At 45.5% G+C, this 22,074-nt stretch carries 21 protein-coding genes and 1 riboswitch; of the genes, 6 read left to right on the forward strand and 15 right to left on the reverse strand.

Annotated features, from left to right (window positions below; translation table 11 throughout):
- Positions 1 to 256 precede the first annotated feature (256 nt).
- Both MHB78_RS23265 and MHB78_RS23270 read left to right on the forward strand, forming a co-directional pair.
- Entirely contained in the window at positions 257 to 979 is a 723-nt protein-coding gene (locus MHB78_RS23265) for a response regulator transcription factor (RefSeq protein WP_046130065.1), read from the forward strand.
- Complete coding sequence (locus MHB78_RS23270) at positions 976 to 2,397, forward strand: HAMP domain-containing sensor histidine kinase (protein WP_046130064.1); 1,422 nt, start codon at positions 976 to 978, stop codon at positions 2,395 to 2,397. Before MHB78_RS23265 ends, MHB78_RS23270 begins: the two co-directional genes overlap by 4 nt.
- A 23-nt stretch (positions 2,398 to 2,420) precedes the next feature.
- Here the strand turns inward: MHB78_RS23270 and MHB78_RS23275 are convergent, their stop codons facing one another.
- The 5 genes from MHB78_RS23275 to MHB78_RS23295 all read right to left on the reverse strand — a co-directional run bounded on the left by MHB78_RS23275 (position 2,421) and on the right by MHB78_RS23295 (position 7,789).
- The gene (locus tag MHB78_RS23275; protein WP_046130063.1) at positions 2,421 to 3,857 is read right to left on the reverse strand and encodes a glycoside hydrolase family 1 protein; all 1,437 of its coding nucleotides are present in this window, start codon (positions 3,855 to 3,857) and stop codon (positions 2,421 to 2,423) included.
- Positions 3,858 to 3,880: 23 nt separating this feature from the next.
- Positions 3,881 to 5,191 carry a PTS transporter subunit EIIC gene (locus MHB78_RS23280; protein WP_164918186.1) on the reverse strand — a complete coding sequence of 437 codons (1,311 nt, stop codon included), beginning with the start codon at positions 5,189 to 5,191 and terminating at the stop codon, positions 3,881 to 3,883.
- A 169-nt stretch (positions 5,192 to 5,360) separates the two neighbouring features.
- Positions 5,361 to 6,752, reverse strand: coding sequence for a DUF4179 domain-containing protein (locus MHB78_RS23285; RefSeq protein WP_046130061.1), 1,392 nt, complete (start codon positions 6,750 to 6,752; stop codon positions 5,361 to 5,363).
- Positions 6,722 to 7,291, reverse strand: coding sequence for a sigma-70 family RNA polymerase sigma factor (locus tag MHB78_RS23290; protein ID WP_046130060.1), 570 nt, complete (start codon positions 7,289 to 7,291; stop codon positions 6,722 to 6,724). Before MHB78_RS23290 ends, MHB78_RS23285 begins: the two co-directional genes overlap by 31 nt.
- Before the next feature lie 90 nt (positions 7,292 to 7,381).
- Positions 7,382 to 7,789, reverse strand: coding sequence for a hypothetical protein (locus MHB78_RS23295; protein WP_052948504.1), 408 nt, complete (start codon positions 7,787 to 7,789; stop codon positions 7,382 to 7,384).
- Between the two features lie 139 nt (positions 7,790 to 7,928).
- On the opposite strand from MHB78_RS23295, the gene pepT reads away from it, so the two are divergent.
- The gene (pepT, locus tag MHB78_RS23300) at positions 7,929 to 9,161 is read left to right on the forward strand and encodes a peptidase T (RefSeq protein ID WP_046130059.1); all 1,233 of its coding nucleotides are present in this window, start codon (positions 7,929 to 7,931) and stop codon (positions 9,159 to 9,161) included.
- 53 nt (positions 9,162 to 9,214) lie between these two features.
- On the opposite strand, the gene MHB78_RS23305 is transcribed toward pepT, so the two are convergent.
- The 3 genes from MHB78_RS23305 to MHB78_RS23315 are packed head-to-tail and all read right to left on the reverse strand — an operon-like array spanning position 9,215 to position 12,926.
- A complete protein-coding gene (locus MHB78_RS23305; RefSeq protein WP_046130058.1) occupies positions 9,215 to 10,201 on the reverse strand; it encodes a carbohydrate kinase in 987 nt (328 codons plus the stop codon).
- Entirely contained in the window at positions 10,198 to 11,676 is a 1,479-nt protein-coding gene (locus MHB78_RS23310) for a glycoside hydrolase family 32 protein (protein ID WP_046130057.1), read from the reverse strand. Before MHB78_RS23310 ends, MHB78_RS23305 begins: the two co-directional genes overlap by 4 nt.
- Before the next feature lie 14 nt (positions 11,677 to 11,690).
- Positions 11,691 to 12,926, reverse strand: coding sequence for an MFS transporter (locus MHB78_RS23315; RefSeq protein WP_046130074.1), 1,236 nt, complete (start codon positions 12,924 to 12,926; stop codon positions 11,691 to 11,693).
- A gap of 103 nt (positions 12,927 to 13,029) precedes the next feature.
- On the opposite strand from MHB78_RS23315, the gene MHB78_RS23320 reads away from it, so the two are divergent.
- The 3 genes from MHB78_RS23320 (at position 13,030) to MHB78_RS23330 (ending at position 14,802) form a co-directional block, all read left to right on the forward strand.
- Positions 13,030 to 13,167 carry a hypothetical protein gene (locus tag MHB78_RS23320; RefSeq protein WP_157759349.1) on the forward strand — a complete coding sequence of 46 codons (138 nt, stop codon included), beginning with the start codon at positions 13,030 to 13,032 and terminating at the stop codon, positions 13,165 to 13,167.
- Positions 13,168 to 13,356: 189 nt separating this feature from the next.
- Positions 13,357 to 14,331: a LacI family DNA-binding transcriptional regulator gene (locus MHB78_RS23325; RefSeq protein WP_046130056.1), complete on the forward strand. Its 975-nt coding sequence runs from the start codon at positions 13,357 to 13,359 to the stop codon at positions 14,329 to 14,331.
- A 174-nt stretch (positions 14,332 to 14,505) separates the two neighbouring features.
- Positions 14,506 to 14,802, forward strand: a complete 297-nt coding sequence (locus tag MHB78_RS23330) for a hypothetical protein (protein ID WP_231947407.1) — start codon at positions 14,506 to 14,508, stop codon at positions 14,800 to 14,802.
- Positions 14,803 to 15,127: 325 nt separating this feature from the next.
- Here the strand turns inward: MHB78_RS23330 and MHB78_RS23335 are convergent, their stop codons facing one another.
- From MHB78_RS23335 to MHB78_RS23365, 7 genes are all read right to left on the reverse strand, one after another.
- Positions 15,128 to 15,811 (reverse strand): DUF3298 and DUF4163 domain-containing protein, encoded by a 684-nt coding sequence (locus MHB78_RS23335; protein WP_046130055.1) that lies wholly within the window; start codon positions 15,809 to 15,811, stop codon positions 15,128 to 15,130.
- 144 nt (positions 15,812 to 15,955) lie between these two features.
- Positions 15,956 to 16,603, reverse strand: coding sequence for a class II aldolase/adducin family protein (locus tag MHB78_RS23340; RefSeq protein WP_046130054.1), 648 nt, complete (start codon positions 16,601 to 16,603; stop codon positions 15,956 to 15,958).
- Positions 16,590 to 17,537, reverse strand: a complete 948-nt coding sequence (locus MHB78_RS23345; RefSeq protein ID WP_046130053.1) for a 1-phosphofructokinase family hexose kinase — start codon at positions 17,535 to 17,537, stop codon at positions 16,590 to 16,592. Before MHB78_RS23345 ends, MHB78_RS23340 begins: the two co-directional genes overlap by 14 nt.
- Before the next feature lie 13 nt (positions 17,538 to 17,550).
- Positions 17,551 to 18,900 (reverse strand): PTS transporter subunit IIC, encoded by a 1,350-nt coding sequence (locus tag MHB78_RS23350; protein ID WP_046130052.1) that lies wholly within the window; start codon positions 18,898 to 18,900, stop codon positions 17,551 to 17,553.
- A 15-nt stretch (positions 18,901 to 18,915) separates the two neighbouring features.
- Positions 18,916 to 19,191: a PTS sugar transporter subunit IIB gene (locus MHB78_RS23355; RefSeq protein WP_046130051.1), complete on the reverse strand. Its 276-nt coding sequence runs from the start codon at positions 19,189 to 19,191 to the stop codon at positions 18,916 to 18,918.
- 5 nt (positions 19,192 to 19,196) lie between these two features.
- Positions 19,197 to 19,664, reverse strand: coding sequence for a PTS sugar transporter subunit IIA (locus tag MHB78_RS23360; RefSeq protein WP_046130050.1), 468 nt, complete (start codon positions 19,662 to 19,664; stop codon positions 19,197 to 19,199).
- Positions 19,657 to 21,711, reverse strand: coding sequence for a BglG family transcription antiterminator (locus MHB78_RS23365; RefSeq protein ID WP_046130049.1), 2,055 nt, complete (start codon positions 21,709 to 21,711; stop codon positions 19,657 to 19,659). Before MHB78_RS23365 ends, MHB78_RS23360 begins: the two co-directional genes overlap by 8 nt.
- A 214-nt stretch (positions 21,712 to 21,925) precedes the next feature.
- Positions 21,926 to 22,037, forward strand: a riboswitch (SAM riboswitch).
- The last annotated feature ends 37 nt before the right edge of the window (positions 22,038 to 22,074 follow it).

Here is a 22,074-nt window from a genome sequence, read left to right on the forward strand (position 1 = left end):
GCCATTTGCATAAATGCGCCTTAAACTCTTTCTGAACATTACCTAAACACACAAAAACAGCTGCGAATATATGGACACGCAGCTTACATATTCTAAGCTTTCTTCTGTTCCAAAGGTTTGTTTAACGTTTTATGATTGCAGTGAGAAATAAAAAATTGTAAGAAAGTTAAACATCTCTTAAATTAAAGCCGGCATAACTTCCTTTGCCAGCTATTTCATGTGAAAATGAAAGCGTATCATTTGTGGAGGTCATAAAATGAATCATTCTTTCGGAGAGTGCAAAGTGTTAATCGTCGATGATGACCAGCATATTTTGAATTTATTAAACGTGGTGTTTGAAAATGAAGGGTTCTCTCATGTCTTAAATGCCGAAAATGGAGAGGAAGCGCTCTATCTGTTAAAACAGCAGCAGCCTGATATTGTACTGCTTGATGTAATGCTTCCGGATACCGATGGGTTTGCTCTTTGCAATCAATTTCGCCGGTTTACGAATATCCCCGTTCTTTTCCTTACAGCGAAAACGTCTGATTTGGATAAACTGCAAGGTTTTAGTTTTGGCGGAGACGATTATATTACCAAACCTTTCAACCCTCTTGAAGTCGTTGCCCGCGTGAAAGCCCAGTTAAAACGATCTAAAGGTGCCGCGCCCTCACCGTCCAAGCCGTCTTATGATTTCGGGGACTTTCAAGTTGATGAAACATCAGGGAAGCTTGTTGTGAATGGAAGAAAAATCGAATGCCCTGCGCAGGAATTTAAGCTGTTGTTGTATTTTTGCAGCCATCCCAATCAAATATTAAGCAAGCAAAAGATCTACAGGGATGTATGGGGTGAATTTTACAACGGCGACAGTACGGTCATGGTCCATGTACGCCGGCTGAGGGAAAAAATCGAAAAAGATCCGGGCCGTCCAAAATGGATTAAAACGGCTAGGGGACTGGGTTATATTTTTGAAGTTCAGCAGACGGGTGAAACGCAATGAAGCTGAGAGACCGCATTGCGTTTCACTTTATATCCCGAATCATTCTGCTGATTGCGATTTGCACCGCTCTATTCGTCATCAGCACGCTTTTTTTCACTTTTTTTCTAAATGACCGGGAGCCGCACAAATCACCCCTTTCGTTATCAAGCATAGTTCGGCAAACCGCTGTAAAAGACGGGAGAGTATTCGTTAAAGCTGAGACGATCAGCCATTTAAAGGAATACCATATGTGGATCCAGATTCTTGATGAAAAGGGAAATGAGCTTTATTCCTTCAACAAGCCGGACAATATTCCAAGCCACTATATTCCCGGCGAGCTTGTCTCTGATTATGTTTACCCCGCTAAAAAAGGCTTTCATCTCTCAACATGGTTTGACACGAAAGACGGGAGGACATTGACGTGGATTATGGGTGAACCATTTAAATCCGACAATCCGTTTCTATATTGGACAAACCAGCTTTGGATTCTTTCCATGATCATGATCGGGGTTATTGTTGCGCTGTATTTCGGAAAGCAGCTGGGGGCTCCTTTGCTTTACATCGTTTCATGGATCGAAAATCTCTCCAAAGGAACATATGCCGAGCCGGCATCTCACTCTTTCATACCAAAGAAAAAGAAAAAACCCGGATATAAACTATATCAGGAACTCATGAATGCAATGAGCAATCTTACGGTGATTCTTCAGAAAAACAAAGCGGAAAGCGAAAAGTTGGATAGAACGAGGGAAGAATGGATGACAGGCGTTTCACATGACTTAAAAACGCCATTGTCAGTCATTAAAGGATATACCATTCTTTTATCATCTGAAAAACATGAGTGGAACAAGGAAAAGGTAAGGGATTTTGCAAACATTATGAACGAGAGGGTAGAGTATATGGAAGAATTAATAGAAGAATTCAATCTCACCTTCCGTTTGAAAAATGATGCCTTTCCGATTCAAAAAGAAGAAAAGGACATAGTGGGCTTGTTAAGGGAAACTTTAACCGGTCTGAAAAGCTTGCCTGAATCGAAGGATAAACAATTCGAGTTTCAGGCGGACCAAGATACAATTGCTTTTTATATGGATGAAAAATACATGCAGCGCGCCTTTGAAAACCTGATTGCCAACAGTATTAAACATAACCCTCCTGGCACTGAAATTAAGGTCTTGATTGAAAACAGTGAGTCTCAGTCTTTAACTGTTATCATAGAAGACAATGGAGTTGGCATGGAAAAAGAAACATTGGAGCATTTATTTGACCGCTACTACAGAGGAACGAACGCTTCTTCCAACACATCAGGCACCGGACTGGGCATGGCAATTGCCAGACAGATTATTCATGAACACGAAGGTCATATTGAAATCTTCAGCAAACCTAGTCACGGGACTCAAATAAAGGTTATTTTCCCCCATAAAGAAGGACCATCCCGTTTATGAGCGGGATGGTCGCTGCCACGTTTTTATTTATACCGGAATTCCTCTGTTTCAAACCGTCTGTTTTTGATGATATTCCGATAAAAGTATGCCGATTTTTTCAACGCCCTGCTGCGGTTGTCCTCCAATCGGATTTCAACAAGGCCGTAGCGGTTTTTAAAGGCGTTCATCGGAGAGACGTTGTCCGTAAACGCCCAAAGCATATATCCTTTGCAGTTTGCGCCGTCGGCGATCCCTTTCATTGCCTCTCGCAAATGGGCCGAAATAAAATCGATTCTGTAGTCGTCCTGAATGACCCCCTCTTCGTTTTTAAAACGCTCCTCATGTTCGACGCCCATGCCGTTTTCCGCAATCAGCCATTCGATATTTCCATACTCATGTTTAAGCCTCATTGACATGTCGTACACAATGCGCGGGCAGATCTCCCAGCCTCTGAACGGATTCATCTTTCGGCCGGGCAGCTCAAAGGGCTCATAGTAATAAGCAGGATGAAAAGGCGTCGATTCATTCCATTGCCTTGAAGGCGCTTGAACTCTCTTCGGATAATACAGATTCACGCCGACAAAATCGACCGTATTCCGCTTGATGACGGAAAGCTCCTCTTCATCATGTTCAAAAAGGATGTCGTGTTTGACCAAGAGCTCCATCAATTCATCGGGATAGACGCCTTTAATGCTCGGATCTAAAAAAACCCTGTTAAAAAATAAATCATAAATTTGGGCCGCTTTCTGATCATGTGGCGCGCTCGACCTCGCATACGTGACCTCAGGATTTAAAATGACGCCGATTTTTGCGCCTTCTCTGAAACCTGGCTTCCTTTTCCGAAAAAGCTCCACGACCTTTGCCGTCGCCAGTGCTTTATGATAGTTCCACTGCATCCATTTTTTTGTATTCTGCTCGTACGGATAGCGAATCGCGTCAAGGTAGATCCGAGTTTGCGGCACGATCGGTTCATTAAAGGTAAACCAGTATTTCACCCTGTCCCCATACCGTTCAAACGCTTTTTCCGCATATGCCGCAAATAAGCCAGCCACGTGTTTCGATCCCCATCCGCCGTACTGTTCCAGCAAGACAGCCGGAATTTCGTAGCGTTCAAGACAAAGCATCGGCTCTACTCCGCATCTCTTCAGCTCATCGATGACGTCATCAATGTAGCCTGCATACACCTCGTCAACTTCGGCGGTTTCATAATCCAAAAGAAACCGCGACCAGTTGATCGACGTCCGGAAGTGGGTTAGCCCGATGTCTTTCATATATTGAATATCTTCTTTGTAGCGGTTATAAAAATCGGTTGCCACCGCCGGTCCGTATCCGTCATGCCATACATCAGGATCATTCTTGTACCACATATCCAAATAGGAATCCTGTGTCGGCCGCTTCCCGTCCCAGCCCTCTGTCTGCCATGCCGATGCTGCAGCGCCCAGAATAAAATCGTCGGGAATCTTCCACGTTTGCCTGGCCATTTCGTTCGCTCCTTTCATCGCCTTTACATGGAAACATTTTTTTCAGAACTGACCGTAAGGCTTCGATTCAACAACATCACAAACGGAAGATAAATAAGTGCGGAAACGATGATGCATACGATTTGTGTGACGACGGCGCCGAGGCTTCCCCCTGTCGACAGCCACGCGTTGATAATCGGAGGCGTCGTCCACGGCACCATGACGACGGCTTTTCCGGCAAAACCCGCCGCTGTCGCGATGTAGCCGATTGTACCCGTCACAAGCGGCGTTACAATAAACGGGATCGCCATTAGCGGATTCAGCATAACGGGAACCCCGAAGATGACCGGTTCATTGATATTGAAGATGCCGGGACCGAACGAAATTTTTGTAATGCTGCGCAAATCCTCCCGTTTTCCCGCAATAAAAATCGCGATCAACAGGCCGATTGTGACGCCGGAGCCGCCGATGCTCATGTACACATCCCAAAACGGCATCGTAATGATATTCGGAATCGATTCACCCGCTGCATAAGCATTCATATTAACGGTGATCGAAGCGAGCAGCAAAGGCTCCCTGATCGGCTTCACCATCTGGTTTCCGTGTATGCCGATCACCCAGAAAAACTGCGCAACAAACACTAGCAGCAGAATGCCGGGAAGGCCTTGAATAGCGCCTTCAAGCGGTTTTTGCACGATATTGTATACGGCTTCATGAAGGTATACGCCCGTCAGCCGATGAAACGCAAATCCGAAGCTGGCGATGATCGTGACGGTAATAATGGAAGGAAATAAAGTCCCGAACGATACAGAGACATTGGCCGGCACGCTGTCCGGCATTTTAATCCTGAGCCGGTCCATGCTTGCAAGCTTGCTGAAGATTTCAACGGACAAAATCGAAATAAACATGCCTAAAAACAGCGACTTCGGGTCCGTAAATTCCTTAGCCAGCACGTTCATCACTTCCTGCATTGAACCGTTCACTTCCAGCAGCACTGTCGATGGAATGACGGAGATATAAGACATCAACGCCATCAAGCCCGGGAAAAACGATTCATGCCCATTCAGCTTCCCGAGCTCAATCCCGATCAAAAACACCGCGCCGATCGTGATAAAGTTCAGCGTCGCATAATTGATCGATGCCATAATCGGCTCAAGCGCAGACAAAAAGCGAAAAGGCCCGAAAACCGCCAGCCCCGTCTCGGGACTCATCACCATATTCTGCATCAAAACCGCAAACGCCCCGGCAATGATAACCGGCATCAGCGTGACAAACGCCGATTTAATGGCCATGATATATTTGAAGCTTGTTATTTTAAAAGCGACCCGTTCAAACGTCTCGGTCACCTTCGCCATCCTGCTCACATGACCTCCCCCTTTTTTTGGTTGTTTGCTTTTACTTTACATTGAAAACGCTTTCTTTTTGATGCACATTTTTTCCTTTGGGAGAGGAAATTTTTCAGGTTGGGGGACCATCAACAGCAGACAATCCGCTGTTTTTAAGGAAAACAGCGGATCTTACCATTTACTGCGGCAATTGCACTTTTATCGGCTTAAACGGCGTAGAATAAAATGTGCTTAAATAAGCAAATTCGACATCCAGGGAATATTTGTCAAGACTGAAGTTTTTCGCTCCAAATTCACCATCTAACGTAAAGTCTGAGCGGAAACGGAGCTTTTCCGGGTCAAGCACTTTTGTAAAATTGCCTTTTACGCTGTGTCCCCTCGGCGCTTCGTCAAAACCTTCGTAATCCGAATCAACCAGCGACATCGTTTCTAAAAAATTTTGCATGCTGTCAATGTCGATCTTAGACAGATCGACATGTTTCAGATGATAGTCGACAGACAGTTTGCTGCCGTTTTTCTTCACCTGATCAACGGCAATCTGGAAGTCATGACGGTCAGCGCTTAACACGGCGGGCGCTTTTGTGAGAGGGAGCGTTTTTTCGGAATCTGCCATGCTGTAGCCAGCCTCAATCGTAAGGTATTTTGTTCCTTTATTCACTTTCTCCAGGATGAGCCTCTCTTCGTGATGAACTCTGCTTCCGGTTTTTTTGCTGTCTGTCGTCCACTGCCCTCCGCTTATACGAGGGATTTCGTTTCCTTTGTCATCCGTCACTTTCATAATCGATGTACGATCGTTTGGATGTTCCTGTGAATTGGATACTTCATAGTCGATGACAGTCGATTCTTTTCCGAGAATTACCGTTTTTACGGCGAGCTTATGACCTTGAGACGATTGTGCGTTGTTTTTGGTTATGTGAAGCGTTTTATACGGCAGCTTTGCAACCGGAATGTCGAACCTCCATTTTCCTCTGATGCCATTGATGCTTGTGATCGTAACCGGGAGTGTCAGCTCATCGGGTATACGTTTGTCGGGATAGTCAATTTGAATGTAGCCGGTATAGCCGTCATTTGTTTTCTTCAAACCACCTTGAGAAGCGATAACCCATTTCCGCTCACCGTTAAATAAGGTAAAATCAATTATTTTCGCTCCATCGTCTAAATCTTTTCTTGTATCGCTTTTCACCTTAAACGTCATGCCGATGATTCCGCCGTCAAAATAAACGCTTGTCGCCGTCACGTCTATGTTGTTGCTGGACGCTTTCTCATTCAGTTCAGTGACAAGCTGGCCCGCCACCAAGTTTTGACCGACAAAGTCATGGAATTGTTGATACGCTTTCCCAAACAGCGGGACGTCCGCCAATACGCTTTGCATCGCCGGGGAAACGAAGCCGCTTCCGAGAAGGAGCACGGCGGCCGCCCCTGAAGCAAAAACAATCCTTTTCACAGCGCGCTTCGGTTGAAACGTTTTTTCCCGTTTGGCCCGCTTGATGCCTTTATCAATCGATTCGCGGATTTCTTTTTGAGGAACATCAATCTTATCTACTTCATGTTCGAACCATTGTTTGTCCATGCGTCTTCTCCTCCTGTCAGCAATTGTTTTAATTCAAGCTTCGCCCTTTTCAAATATGTCTTAACGGTTCCTTCCGGAGCATTCATTGCCTCGGCGATATGATGAATCGGCAGGTCGTGATAATAAAATAGAATAATGGCTGTTTGATATTCCTTCCGCAATCGCTGAACGGCTTCTAGCAGCCCTATTCTGTCGTCCGCAGGCATGTCACGCACCCGTCCTTCGTCCTGAAGCGGCCTATCCATTAAAACCACTTTCTTTTTCTTATCCAATAAGGCATACGCATGATGAATGAGGATTTTCGTCAGCCATGTCAGAAAATATTCGGGATTCCTCTGCTGGGAAATCGATAAATATGCCTTGTATGCCGTCTCCTGTACGATATCCAATGCGTCTTCCTTATTGCGTACATATAAGTAAGCTGTCCTGTAAAGCCGATCACTGTGCTTTTGAAAAAGCGTTTCAAACGCTTTGGCATTTCCTGCTACAGCTTTCTTTACTAATCTGATTTGGTTCACTGCTGCGCCTCCTTCAAACATTAGAGAGGAGAATCGATGAGAAAAGTTTCAAAAATGAGGAATTTTTTCTCTGCATGAAAAAATCCGCTATTTCAACGGATATAGCGGATTTTATTTATTCTTTGTAAGCGTTGTTCCGGTTAAGCCGTGCGGCGCCTGTTCATGTTTAAGCTCCTCCCTCAGCTCATTCATATCTGCCCGTTTGATCCGATATACGGCTTCAAGCCGCACCAAATATTCTGCCCTTGTTTTGAAAGCATGAATGATCGAGATGATCCAAACGACGAGTAATGCTTTCATTGCCAAATCGAAGAAGAACGTTCTGGCTGTAAAAGCAGCGAATAAAACAGCCGCTGCATATCCGATCCCGGCAAATAACCATTTTCTTTGTTTAGTTCGCGCTGCGATATAAATAAATGCAAACCAGCTTAAAAATCCAAAAGGAACCCATGTGAACACAAGCCAGAATGAATGTGCAAACTCCCATTTCGTTCCTTCATTTGTATAACCTTTAGCCATTTGGATACTCCCTTACAATTGTGATGATCCTTTAGAACTATATTATACTAAATTTTTCTATACACGAATAAAAGTTTTCGATTCGCCCGCCATGAATGATAAGATAAACATAAAACCAACAAATGGAGATGAGGGAAGCATGAAGAACAAATTGATTGAACGGCTGATTACATATGCAAAGGTCGATACGCAGTCAAACGAAAACAGTGAGACGTGCCCTTCTACACCGGGCCAGCTGACGCTCGCAAATATGCTCGTTGAAGAATTAAAGCAGATCGGCATGGAGGATGTCACGATCGATGAAAACGGCTATGTCATGGCAACGCTTCCGGCCAATACAGAGAAGCAGGTGCCGACGATCGGTTTTTTGGCTCATGTCGATACGGCGACCGATTTTACCGGAAAGAATGTCAATCCGCAAATCGTTGAACAGTATGACGGAAAAGACATCGTGCTCAACGAACCGCTCGGCGTGGTGTTATCTCCGAAGGAATTTCCCGAGCTTGCCGGTTACAAAGGCCAAACATTGATCACGACGGACGGGACGACGCTGCTCGGAGCCGACAACAAAGCCGGCATCGCTGAAATCATGACGGCGATGGAATATTTGATCAGCCATCCCGAAATCAAACACGGCAAGATCAGAGTGGCGTTTACGCCTGATGAAGAAATCGGAAGAGGCCCTCATAAATTCGATGTGACGGCATTCAACGCCTCATACGCGTATACGGTTGACGGCGGTCCGCTCGGGGAACTGCAATACGAAAGCTTCAATGCCGCAGCCGCGAAAATTACGTGCAAAGGAACAAACGTTCACCCGGGTACGGCAAAAGGTAAAATGGTCAACGCCGCCAAAATCGCAATGAAATTCCACGCGGGGCTTCCGGAAGCAGAAGCTCCTGAATGTACAGAAGGTTATGAAGGCTTTTATCATCTGCTTTCGATCAATGGTGATGTCTCAGAAACGAAGCTGCACTACATCATAAGGGATTTTGACAAAGACCGTTTTAACGAGCGGAAAGCAGCAGTGGAAAAAATCGCAGACGACCTGAGGGCGCAATACGGAAAAGACAGCATCAGCGTTGTCATGAATGACCAATATTACAACATGAGAGAAAAAATCGAGCCGGTGAAGGAAATCGTCGATATCGCCTACCAGGCGATGAAAAACCTGGACATCGAGCCGGTCGTCAAACCGATTCGCGGCGGAACCGACGGCTCACAGCTCTCTTACATGGGACTGCCTTGTCCGAATATCTTTACAGGCGGGGAAAACTTCCACGGCAAATACGAATACATTTCCGCGGATCATATGGTGAAAGCTGTGAACGTTGTCGTTGAGATTGCGAAGCTGTTTGAGGAAAGAGCGTAATACCGAATAAAGCGGGAAGCGGCTGCAAGACACTGCAGCCGCTTTTTCTCAGATTAATCTCTATCTGCACTTGTTGAAATTAGATTCATCACATGCTGTCTGCCCGGTGCACCGTGTATCGCTCCTTTCACAGAAGCAGTTAAGGCGCCGCTTGCATTGGCAAACTCCAACAATCTTCGATGGTGCTTGCGTACTCGTTCACACAGCGTCTCGTTCGATACATCGAGTAGTGCCAACTCTGATAAAAAGCCTCCGATAAAGGCGTCGCCCGCGCCGGTTGTATCTGAAACAGCGACTTTAAATCCTTTATCTTCGTAGGTTTCGCCGGATTTCAAATAAATCGACGCACCGTTTCCCCCTTTTGTCAACACAACGATTTTAACATTGCCGGTAAAAAGCGAAGCAATCGCTTCCTTCTCATCATCAATATTTGTGATAAACGGCAATTCCTCAAGTGATACTTTTACAATATCCGCCAGCGGTAAAAACTGCTTGATCGTATGACGGCAGCTTGTTTCATCAGGCCATAACGGGAGCCTGACATTTGGATCAAAACTAACAATTCCGCCGACTTCCCGGAAGTCATTGATCACCTTCATATGCGCCTGTTTCATTGGACTTTCAACTAAATCAATTGAACAGAAATGAAGAAGATCCCCTTTATGAAACCATTCAGATTTAACCTCATCTGCCGAAAGCAGCAAATCGGCTGCATTCTTCCGATAAAAATGAAAGCTTCTTTCGCCGGACTTGTCTACGGATACAAATGCCAATCCGGTTTCACCTTCGTCGCTTCGAACGATATAGGAAGTGTCAACTCCATTTTCTTCAAGAACGCTGATTAAGTAATCGCCAAAATCATCGTTGGCAACCTTCGTCAGCAATGCCGCACGGGCGCCGTATTTAGCAGCGGCAATCGCGGCATTCATAGGCGCTCCTCCGGCTACGCGCTCAAAGCCCGTGACATGTTGCAAGGGGGTTTCTTTTTGGATCGGTATAAAGTCGATTAACGTCTCACCGATGCAAAATATTCTGCTCATTTGGCTTCATCGCCTTTCCAAATATCTCTCAACGTCCAGTAATTGAACTCTTCAACCCGTACATTGCCTTTCTCAGAAAACAGCTCAATCCCGGCTCTTCCTTCATTGGGATATATGCGGCTGGTCATTGTCGCTTCACCATGGTTCGCAAATACTTCAATAGACGATCTGTCAAGAAACAGATGCAAGGTGAGCTTCTCCTCCGCCTCAAGCCGTACGCTTCTCACACCGTCCCGCGTTTTGCCGGACTTTGAACAGTCGAGCGTCAGCTTCTGATCAACCAAGCTGTACTGGATGATTGTCTCTTCCTGTTCAATCCCCCGAATCTTTAAGCCAACCGTTTCGGCACTGCAAATTGTCAAATCAAAAACGGCCATCACTTCAAGAAGCTTTTCGGCTGTCTTTATAAAATAGCTGCTGGAAATCGATTGATTGGCACATTCATGATGTTCCGATTCACGAAGTAATTTAGTCTCCTCGACGGGATTCATTAAAATTTTGTGATCATCCTTCAACGTCAATTCACGCGGCAAAGTTAAAGCCCCGCACCATCCGTCCGCTTTCGTCGGCATCTCTGACTCCCACATATCCATCCAGCCAATCGCAATTCTGCGCCCTTTGTCATCCAACAAAGTTTGCACGGCATAAAAGTCGTGGCCATGGTCCAGCTCTTTAAAGGAGCCATGTACAAACTCATTCGTTTCTTCATCATAGTCTCCAATCAAATAGCCTGTTTGATACAGATTTTGATATGAATCACCATCCGCCTCTATACCCTGAGGGGAAATCAGCAAAACGTGTTTGCCGTCTAATTCAAAGAAATCCGGACATTCCCACATAAAGCCGAGATTTCCGTCGCTTTGGGCGAGGATGCCTACATATTCCCAATCTACAAAGTTAGGCGAGCGGTATAAAATGACCCGTCCAACGTTCTCTTTTGAGGAGTTTCCGACCACCATATACCAGGTCTCATGATGCTTCCATACTTTCGGATCGCGAAAGTGGCGTGCGCTGTCTTCCGGCGGCTCTGCAATGACAGGGTTTTCTTTCAGTTTTTCAAAGACGATACCGTCTTTGCTGACAGCTATATTCTGATTTTGATAGAAATCGTCTTTCTCTTCATCTATCATATTATGCCCTGTATAGATTAAAGCGAGTTCGCCGTTATATTCGACTGCGCTTCCTGAGAAGCAGCCGCTCTCATCAAATTCGTCTCCTGGTGCTAAAGCGATCGGCAAGTGCTCCCAGTGAATGAGATCCCTGCTCTTCAAGTGGCCCCAATGCATCGGTCCCCAATTCTCATCATACGGATGATGCTGATAAAAGACATGGTACTCCCCCTTATATTGAATAAGACCATTTGGATCATTTATCCAGTTTGCACGGGGCATCATGTGATAGCCCATTCGGTAGCGGTGTTTCACTTTTTTCCCGGCTTTCTTCAATGCTTCTTCCGCCTGCTGAATTCTATTCATCTGTGACATCCTCTCTATATATGTTTTCTTTGTAGACTTTGAGCCAATTCAATGTCTTTCTTTGAGTCTAGCAAAGTGAAAATCGAAATAATGGTGAAACAAAGAACCATTGCTCCCATGATGAGATAAGTCTGCCGAAATCCGATGCTGTCGTATAAACCTCCCGCAAGCGGCGAAAAAATCGACGTGCCTACTTGGGATGCGAATTGAAAGCCGACAAGATAAAGAACGGATGAAAGACGAGTATCAAAATTAGTCGCCAAATATTTAAACATCGCAATCAGCATAATCGGCAATTCTAAAGCATGAATGAGTTTCATCGACGAAATTCCGACCGGTCCGCTGACAAGTCCGGAACCGATAATACGGAAAGCCATTAAAAGCCCCGCTAAAATCAAACTTTTTTTAGGGCCGAGCTTATTGACGATGAAAGGTGCAAGAAACATCATGCCCGCTTCAATGAATACTTGGAATGAGTTAAGGTATCCAAATACTTGGTTCCCCAAGGCCGGAGTCGGAAACAAGGAAGCGTAGTAAAGCGGGAACTGCTGGTCATAGACGCCGTACACGCATGTTACGCCGATCACGTACAACATCAAAAACCAGAAGTCTTTTAAGAGAAAAAGCCCTCCGACGTCTTTTAACCTGACCGAGTCTGCCCTTTCCTTTTCATCATCTGTCATCTCAATTTTTACAGAAACAATAATGGCCACCAATATGACTGCTGAAACGGACGCAACCCAGAAGTTGATATTCGGATCGATGTTGAACAGCTGACCTGCAAAAAATGTCGCCGCAGCCCAGCCGAGGGAACCCCACATCCTTGTTCTTCCATATTCAAATTGATATTTTCGGCTGACCTTTTCAATGAAGGTTTCAATCGCACCGATTCCGGCGAGAAAAGCAGTTCCCAAATAAACTCCCCCGACGATAGCCCCAAGAAAGACATTGTATTGCAAAAGCGGTCCGTAGACGAAAATATAAAAGGGACCCGTAAATACGAGAAGCAAACTGATCATAAATAATATGGTTTTCTTCAGCCCGAGCTTATCGGAGATAAAACCGTACAAAGGCTGCATGCACAAAGTAAAGATAGCGTTTACAGAAAAGATAATGCCCGTCGCAGACCCGGTCAAATTGATTTCTTGCCCTAACCAAATCGCAAATAAAGAATAGCTGGAAGACCAAGTAAAAAAGAAAAAGAAAAAATAAGCGCTTAGTTTCCAATACAGAATTTTTGAGCCTTTCATTTTCACTGCTCCCTTGACCATTATTTGAAATTGCTTAACTGCATTTGTGCCGTCATTCCGCATTCCGGGCGCCTCTCTTTACACGAAAAGACGGATGTTTAACATGACATTTGCCTCTGCCGGCTTTGAATCGTTTGGACACCATCTCGTGAAAACGTTTTCTTTTGAAGCCGTTTTTCACATGGACGTTTCCATGCCAGACGCTTTTTTCACCTTAAACCACCATTCCAACAAAATTTAAAAGCGCTTTCAAATGAATTTTATGTCAACCGGTTTCATATGTCAACCGGTTGACATACATTTTTACAAAGGCGACAAAAAAGACCCTCGCGGAGATTCATGGAAAATCCTTGCACACAGCGGTTCAATTCTCTAAAATAAGTGCGTGATGAGAATTGTAAGCCATTTCAATAACACAGGGGGCAAATGCATGAAGCCTAACATTCACGATGTTGCAAAAATAGCAGGTGTTTCATCAACCACCGTTTCACGGGTGCTGAATAACCGCGGTTATATCAGCGAAAAAACGAAAGAAAGAGTGTACAAGGCGATGGAAGAAATCAACTATTTTCCAAACGATCTTGCCCGCTCTTTATTCCGAAAACGCACAAATTTAATAGGCCTCATCATTCCGAACTCCAGCAATCCTTTCTTCGGGGAACTGGCCTTTCATATTGAAAGCATTTGCACACAAAAAGGGTATAAACTTCTTCTTTGCAACAGTTTAAACCGCAAGGATAAAGAAGAAAAATATTTGGAAATGCTGATACGAAATCAGGTTGACGGCGTTATCGCCGTAACGTTTAACAGGGGCATTTTAGATTATCACAAACAAAACCTTCCGATTGTCGCAATCGATCACTATTTATCCAATCATATCCCGGTAGTGGGATCAGACAACTATGCCGGCGGAAAAAAGGCGACAGAATTGCTGCTCGGAAAAGGGTGCAAGCACATTGTCCATATTAATGGACCGCTCGAGCTTGAAACACCTGCAAATCTTAGGAGAAAAGCATATGAAGACATCATGAAAGAACACGGAAGGCAGCCTGTTACATATGAAGTTCCTTTTCATCAAAATTATCAAGAATGTATCTCAAGGCTCTTTGATGAACAACCTAATGCCGACGGCATTTTTGCCAGTGACGACCTTATAGCTGCTGCCGTCTTGACTGAAGCCAAAAAACGCGGCAAAGATATTCCCAGCCGCTTAAAAGTGATCGGTTACGATGGAACGGAAACGGTTCAGTCGCTGCTCCCTTCTTTAACAACCATCCAGCAGCCTATTCAATCAATATCGCAAAAAGCAATCGATATCCTGCTAAAAGCGGTCGATGGTGATTTTAACGATTTGCCGCTTGAAACCTACTTGCCTGTTAAGGTTCTGGAAGGTGAAACCACTTAATATTCACATCTTGTTACGGAGAGATTTGCAGCCTTCATCTCTCCTATACCTCTTCCCTGCTTATTGTAAAAATAAGATAAATTTTAACTTTTTTTTCTAGACAAACCACCCTCCCTGTGATGATGTATAGTACAAGTTTTCAAAATATTCTATCTATGTGTGGAGGTGCCATAATTGGAAATGAGCAAAGTTCTGCCTGAATCGCTTACTTCCCTTGTGAAAGAGATGCTGACCAAAACGGATGGTTCAACAACCAAGGCAATCGAAACGCTGATAGGCGGCAAGGTTGATATTGAAGTTTTCCGGCAGGCCTATGTCGATTACGATCATCTATCCCCTGAGGAAGCAAAGCTGTTTCAGCCTGATGATAAGATTTTATTCAGGACCTCCTCATTAAAACGGGGCGATGATTATTTGTCATTTAACTATGTCTATGTCAAAACAAATGCATTGCCGCCAGCCGTTATCTGAAAGAAGAACGGCTCCCCATCGGCAAAATCATTTCCGAACTGGAGTCAAGGCGTGAAATCTTCAGCACCGGTGAGTCCCTTGGAAAACACTTTACACATCTTGTGCCTGTTTCAACAGACAGGGAATACGTTTTTAAGCGATACCAGATCATCAGCGGACAGCAGTGCATCTTCCACGTCTCCGAACTGTTTGATTTAGAAAAAATCTGCAGACTGACAGCGGGCTGAATCATGCCCGTCAGCTACAGTTTTATGAAAGGGCTTCTAAAATCTCCTCATTCTTTCTCACCTCAAAACAAAAACCCCTGCGAAACAGGGGCTGTCATTTACTGATAGACCGTTTTCGGAACGGCAACAACCGGGTTTCCGGCGACATAAGGTGCGACGTCATATTGCTGGAAAACGATCGCAATCCCGTCTTTTGTAAAGTAGAATGCCGTGTTTTTAAGAAGGACAATGTCTTTTTTCTTCACATCCGGGAAGAACGTGTCCTGATGCTTTTGAATGTATTTGTAAATGTATGTTCTCGTTTTATCGATTTTTGATTTTTTGTTTAATACGTCTGTCAGATAGACGCGTTTTTTTGATTTTAAATCGTAGTTGAACGAGCGGACGGCTGTATTGCCGTGCGCCCCGCCGGAGTACACGTAGTTTTTCGTCAGGATGCTGATCTTTTCGCCCGTCAGATATTTGACGTCAAAAGACGTTTGGTATGCCGTTTGATACCCGTGCTGTTGGCCGTCCTTTTTGTTTTTCAGATAGTCTTTGTAGGATTGTTCGATATAGTTTTTAAAGTCTTTGTTGATTTTGTTTTGCAAAGATCTGCTGCCGACGTTTTTAACCTGCGGGTACTTCAATTCCTTCACGTTTTTGTATGTATGGGTCGTCACCACCGGTTTTTTCCCATTCACAGCTTGAGCCGAAGGAATCGCCGCTCCGCTGTACACCAACAGCATTAATAGCCCTGAGAGCATGATCGCCGTTGCTTTGAAAAACGGTTTTTTGTTCATCATATGGCCTCCTTTTTCGTTTCATTGTTATATTACCCATTTTCAAAACGGGTACACATGTAAGACTGACAGCCCCGTGAAAAAGTTTTCATTTCAATAAAAAAATTCGGTCTCATTCAAAAATGAAACCGAATTCGCAAATGGTTATTCCTTCAGGTTGTAACTGAATTGTTCATCCCTCATCTTCCTTATATTTAAAGCGTCAAACACAAGCGCTGTCGCGGCGGCGTAGGCGTTGTATTCGATCCGTTCGAGCATGTCGTACGCCTTATGGAGCGTTTGATCAAGTACGAGAATGCCGTGTTTATTCAGCAGCATCGCTTGGGGCAGAGGCTGTTCTAGTCTTGTGTGAACCTCGTTCCGGACCGTTTCCGCCAGTTCCTTTGAGGTGGCGGGGGCAAACGGGAGCGCCGGAATGCTGCCGAGCTTTTGCGTGGCTTCCGTAATGTTTGGCAGATCCATGCCTAAAGAGGCGAATACGAGCGATTCTTTAGGGTGGGCATGCAGGACGCAGCCGATGTCCTTTCTTTCTCTGTAGCAGGCCATATGCATATTGATTTCCCTTGTGATGCCGCCTTCGCCCTCAATTTTTTGTTCGTTCATATCGACCACAAGGATTTCAAACGGCTTGAGGTCGCAAAACTTCTGCTGGGACATTAACGTCGGGGTCATGATAACATGCCGGTCATTCATCCTGACACTGACATTGCCGCCGGCAGCGTTTGTTTCAAAGCGGCTGAACATGAGCTTGACGACTTTGCATAGATCCTCGCGTTCTTTACGGTATAACATGGTGAGCCTCCCCCAATTCCGTTATAGTAATTTGCGAAAAAAAGCTCTCAGCTTCCTGGATATCAAAATCGGTGCAATTGTGCTTTGTTACTTTTGAAGCGGAACAGGCTGCAGCATAACGCAGACTGTCGTGAAAATCCGCTTTTTTTGCCAACTGGGAGATGAACGCCCCTACAAATACGTCGCCGGCGCCTGTGTCATTTTGTTCGCGAACGGCCGGAACGGAGACGTGGTACATCCGGCCGCCGCGGGTTGCATAGCAGCCGTCCTTTCCAAGCGATATGACGACATAACCGATTTTTTCGCCGAGGCGCGACAACATCTCCAATAATGGCATCTCTTTCCCGTAAAACAGTTCGCCGGCCTCATGCTGATTAGGTTTAATAAAATCGACCTTCATCTCCACCGCCGCAGCAAGCGCACTGCCCGACAGGTCGCACGCGATAAAACAGCTTTTCTTCTTCAAAATCGACAGAATCTCTTCAAGCTTTGCGCACGTATAGCCTGGGGGCATTGAACCGGCAATTACGGCATAATCCCGTGATGTGACATGCCGGTCGAGAAAGCGGATCAGCCTTTGGTGATTGCCCTCAGATACGCGAAAGCCGCACCCTGTTATCATCAAACTTCCTTCATCCGCCTCATCGATAAATATCATGCATTCTCTCGTTGATGCCCGCTCTTCAACAAACAGATGATGACGGACTTTTTTCTCTGCGAGAATCGCTTCCATTAATTTGCGGTTTTCTGAACCGATAAAGCCAAGCGCCAGGTTTTCAACGCCGAATTTGGTCAGCGCGTGTGAGACATGCAGCCCTTTCCCGCCTAAGTCAAATTCGCTTTCTGTCACCCGGTTCGTTTTTTTCTTGGTTAAACGGCCGGTTATCCTCATCAGCCTGTCGATGGCCGGGTTCAGCGTGATCGTATAGATCAAACCGATCGCCTCCTTAAACGGTTTCTTCCTTTTCCAGCTCCTTCGTCCGCTTCTTCATCATGCGGCAGTATATGACAAGGAAGCCAAGCCAGACCGCGGCGGGAATGAGCCAGATGATATGCTCGCCCGCTTTTGCAAAAATAAAGCGGAATACGGGATATTCCAGCGTGCTCCAAGAAAGCATCTGGCCGCTCTCGATATTGACCGCATTCGTATCCTTGGCCAGCTGCGTGATTGTCGGTGCAAACGAGGTCGCAATGTACAGGAATACAGGCGTTGAGATGATCCCTAAGAGCAGCATCCTCAGCAGGTTGCCCCCTGTAATAATCAGCGCCGGCACTGCAAAAGAGATATTGATGATGCCTGCGAACGGCAAAATAGCATTTCCGGGCAAAATAACGGCGTAAATCAATGTCACAGGAACCATCAGAATCATCGCGACCCACGCTTCGCTGCTTCCCGCCAAAATCGGCCAATCGAGACCGATGAACAGACGGCGGTTCTTAAATTTGTTTTTCATAAACTCTGAAATGGCGTCCGACAAAGGGGAAAGCGCTTGCATGAACAGCTTGGCAACCATCGGAAACAGCGTTAACGCGGCAGCGGCCTGGATGGCAAGCATCAGCATGTCAGGCACGGAATAGCCCCCCGCCATCCCCAATAGGAGGCCGATGATGAAGCCCATAACGTGATTTTCGGCAAATACGCCCATTTTTTCTTTTAATGTATCTGCGTCGACATGTTTATCGAATAGCGGTATTTTGCTGATGATCCAGTTAAACGGAAGCAAAAAGACGGCAAACAGCATCATGCTGTGAGAAACGGTGACACCTGGTATTCCGGTGATCTTCTCGATCTGTTTTTGGTTGACGTCGGCGAGGATCAGCTCGATCACCATTTGAACGGCGGCGACCACAAAGGCGGCATATACATTGCCGGTGACCCCTATGACGAGTACAGCCGTTAAAATCTTTCCCCACACATTCCACAAATCAACGTTCAACGTCTTCGTTTTATCGAAAAATAGCATGACGGCGTTAATGAGCATTTGCAGCGGAAACATCAGAAATGCAAGCGGCCATGCCCATGCCAGTGTGGCAAGCGATGTCCAGCCCCCGTCGATCGTATTGAGCTGGATGCCCGTTCTTTTGACGAGAGCTTGAGCGGCAGGCGTCAGCGCATCCAGCATAAACCCGATGACGATGTTCATCCCAACAAATGCAACTCCGAGTATGACCGCCGCATTGACGGCATCCTTCCATTTCATTCTTGAAGCGATTCCGACGAGAAACATGAGAAGCGGCACAAATACGGCTGCGCCGAGATCCAATACATACTGAATGATGCCTTGCAACAGCTCCATCCGTATCACCCCCGCTTATGTTAATAATTCAATCAGCCTTTCCGTTTCTTCCTGAAGCCCCATGCCCGTCAAAAAAGCGATTCCGTTTAATGTCGGAATGGAATATTCTTTTTTTGCTTTCGTAATCGCGATATACACATCGCTTGAAGCGATGTATTGTTCCAGTGATTTAATATCGACCGCTTCAACGCTGGCGCGGATGCCGTTCTGGTCCAGTATTTTTTTCACTTTTGACGCCACTGTCTGGCTTGTTGCCACTCCCGATCCGCATGCTACGATCACTTTTTTCATGCCTATCACTCCCGTACGGTATGTTTTAAAAAGGTGAACAGTTGTTTTTTCTCATTAAGCTCGTTCAGCCGTCTGACAAACTGCGCATCATCGAATTTCTCCATAAGGGTCTGCAGGATTTCAACCTGTTTTTCAGGGTCTGTCACCCCCAATACGAAAAAGCAATCAATATCCACCTGCCTGTCTTCCGTTCCCATATGAATGAACGGCAATTTGCGGCCGTTTTTCACGACGGCGATGAACGCCTGTTTGACATGCTCGCGATCCGTATGGGGCAGGCCGATGTTGCAGTCTTCAAGCGCCAGGCCCGTCGGGTACTTTCGTTCCCTCTCAATGATTGCATCTGTAAACGTGTCTTCTACATAGCCTAATTCCTTTAAAGCAAAGCCGATCGTTTCCAGCAATTCCGCCGGTGTTTGTGCATGAAGATCGGTGAATACGAGCTCTTCCTTAAACCAGTCTGCCTCACTCACCGCGTCCACCCCCTTTCTTTTTAAGGGTGCCGATGCACTCAAGCACTTCCCGCTTTGACCGCGCTTTCCATATCGTCTGAGCTGCTTTTTCATTCAAAAACAGATCGTTTAAGTGCAGCAGTGTAGGCACATGATGCTGGTCATCCTCAGGGGCCAACACGACGAGCGCCTTGGCCTGATTGCCGTCAGGCATGACAACCCTGTGGCGGCAGATCAGAATGCTGAAGTCTTCAAACATGACCCCGTCTTGCGGTTTTGCATGGGGGAGGTAGACGGAGGGCCCAATCATCATCCGGCAGCTTTCTCCTGCAAACGTGTCCGTTACCCGCCGCTTGTAGCGTTCATCGATTGCACGCCTTCCCATCATCGGCTTCATGGCCGTATCAAGCGCTTCTTCCCACGTCATGTCTGCTTCCGTAAAGCAGATGTGTTCCTCTGAAAACGGAAAAAGGCTTTTTGCATCGGTTCTTTCATCTGCAGCCGGCGGCGGTTGATTAAAAAACGAAACGATTTTTTCTCTTACAGCCGTGTAGTCTTTCTGATCGATATAATCCTTTAAATGAAACATTAATTCGAGCGCCTTCTTTTCGCTGTCCTGGTCGATATACATTTGGATCTCTTTTTTTAATAAAAAGCGGTCTTTCTCATTTAAAATCGGGTCGACCAAAAACGTTTTCTTCCCTGTATTTAAAGGCACGGTCGAAAAAATAAAATCGACTGTTTCTTCGTATTTCTTAAAATTTCGTTCGGCATATGCGCCGATAAACTGAAAATGGGGAAACATTCCTTTTAACGTTTCAAGCAGAAGCTTTGAGACAGATACCCCGTTGCGGCAGACGACCAAAGCTTTAAAGACAAAATCCTTCTCCGCTTTTGTTTGATTCATCCATGCCTGTACGATCATTGCGATATAAACAATCTCTTCCTGTGACAGCGGCACCCTGACGACTCTTTCGATCGGAAAAACAGACTTCGCAACGATCGAATAAATCGGCGAAAATTCGCGGATAAACTGATCCTTCAAGGGATTTTCGACATTCAGCCCCATCTTTGTTCTGTAAACGGCCGGGCGCAGGTGCAAAAGGAGCCTGTTTTTCAGTTCCGCTTTGTTCACTAGGTCTGTTGCAAGCTGACCTTCAAGCAGATCGAGAAATTCGTTGACGGCATCGACAAGGCCACTGCTGCCCGAAATATCGAGGGCGGATTCGAGCCGGTTTGAGGAAAGCACCTGCAGAGACAAATACAATTGATCTTTTTCGCTTAAATCGGGTATGTCCCAAAAGATGTTTTTCAGGCACTTATATTCCCTTGTATTGATGACATCCGACTCTTCGATCTCCAGCGTCCATTCATGCTTGCACGCCTTGATGCGCCTGATGAGCAAGAAGAGCACGATCGGCAAATCTTCAATCTGCTCATCAGTCAGCGATATCGAAAGCTTTTCTTCGGCTTTCATCAAGCGCTTTCTTAAAAAGAACAGCTCCTTTTGATCGACGAGTCCTTTTCTCTCTAATAGTGCCGCCCCGGCGTCATGCATCAGCAGTTTTTTTGTCTCGATCACAAGCCGCTTTCGGATATGATATTCAGAACCTATCAGCTGATACCCGCCTTTCCTGGAGTACGTCAAATCGATAGATTCATTTTTTAAAGATTCCTTGATCGTTTTGATGTCATGCAGCATCGTATTTTTGCTGACAGCTGCGAAATCGGCCAATTCCTTTAAAGAATCAGAGGCCGGATTTGCGCCGAGTTTAATGATGACCAGGCTTGTTCTGCATTCGGGCGGGATGTAATCAAGTTCAATAAACGCCGGCTTTTTCAGCATGTTATACAGGTAAGCCCTCGTTCTTTCGGTTATCACAATGGAGCCGTCTTCTCGGGCGATTTGGATCAAATCTAATTTTTGTTTTCCGATATGGTCATTCAACTCTCGGATATGGCTGCAAATCGCGCTTTTCTTTTGGCTGATCTCTTTTTCTATCCAATCAACCGAAGAAGAGCGATTCATCACCAAATGAAGGACGACGTCTTTTAATTTGCTCTTCATCTTTCCCCCCCTTTAATAATCCCGTCCTTAGTTTTATTATATTTTTTTATCGCCCGGAAATATGGAGATTGAACACAATTGAGAAAACGCTTTCAAATGAGAGTTGTGATGAACCGTGTTCATCTTGAAATGGGAAAACCATATCAAAACCCATTGACATTTTCGCAAAAAGTATTAATATTAAAATTATTATAAAAATCGCATAAAAAGGTTTTCCTTATCAAGAGTGGTGGAGGGACTGGCCCTGTGAAGCCCGGCAACCGCTGTCTTTTTGACAGAATGGTGCTAATTCCTTAAGAGCACGGCTGTGCTCTTGAAGATAAGGAGGAGATTGTCTGCCAAGCTCTTCCTTATCGGGAAGAG

It is taken from the genome of Bacillus sp. FSL K6-0138, assembly GCF_037982765.1.
Lineage (GTDB): Bacteria > Bacillota > Bacilli > Bacillales > Bacillaceae > Bacillus > Bacillus glycinifermentans.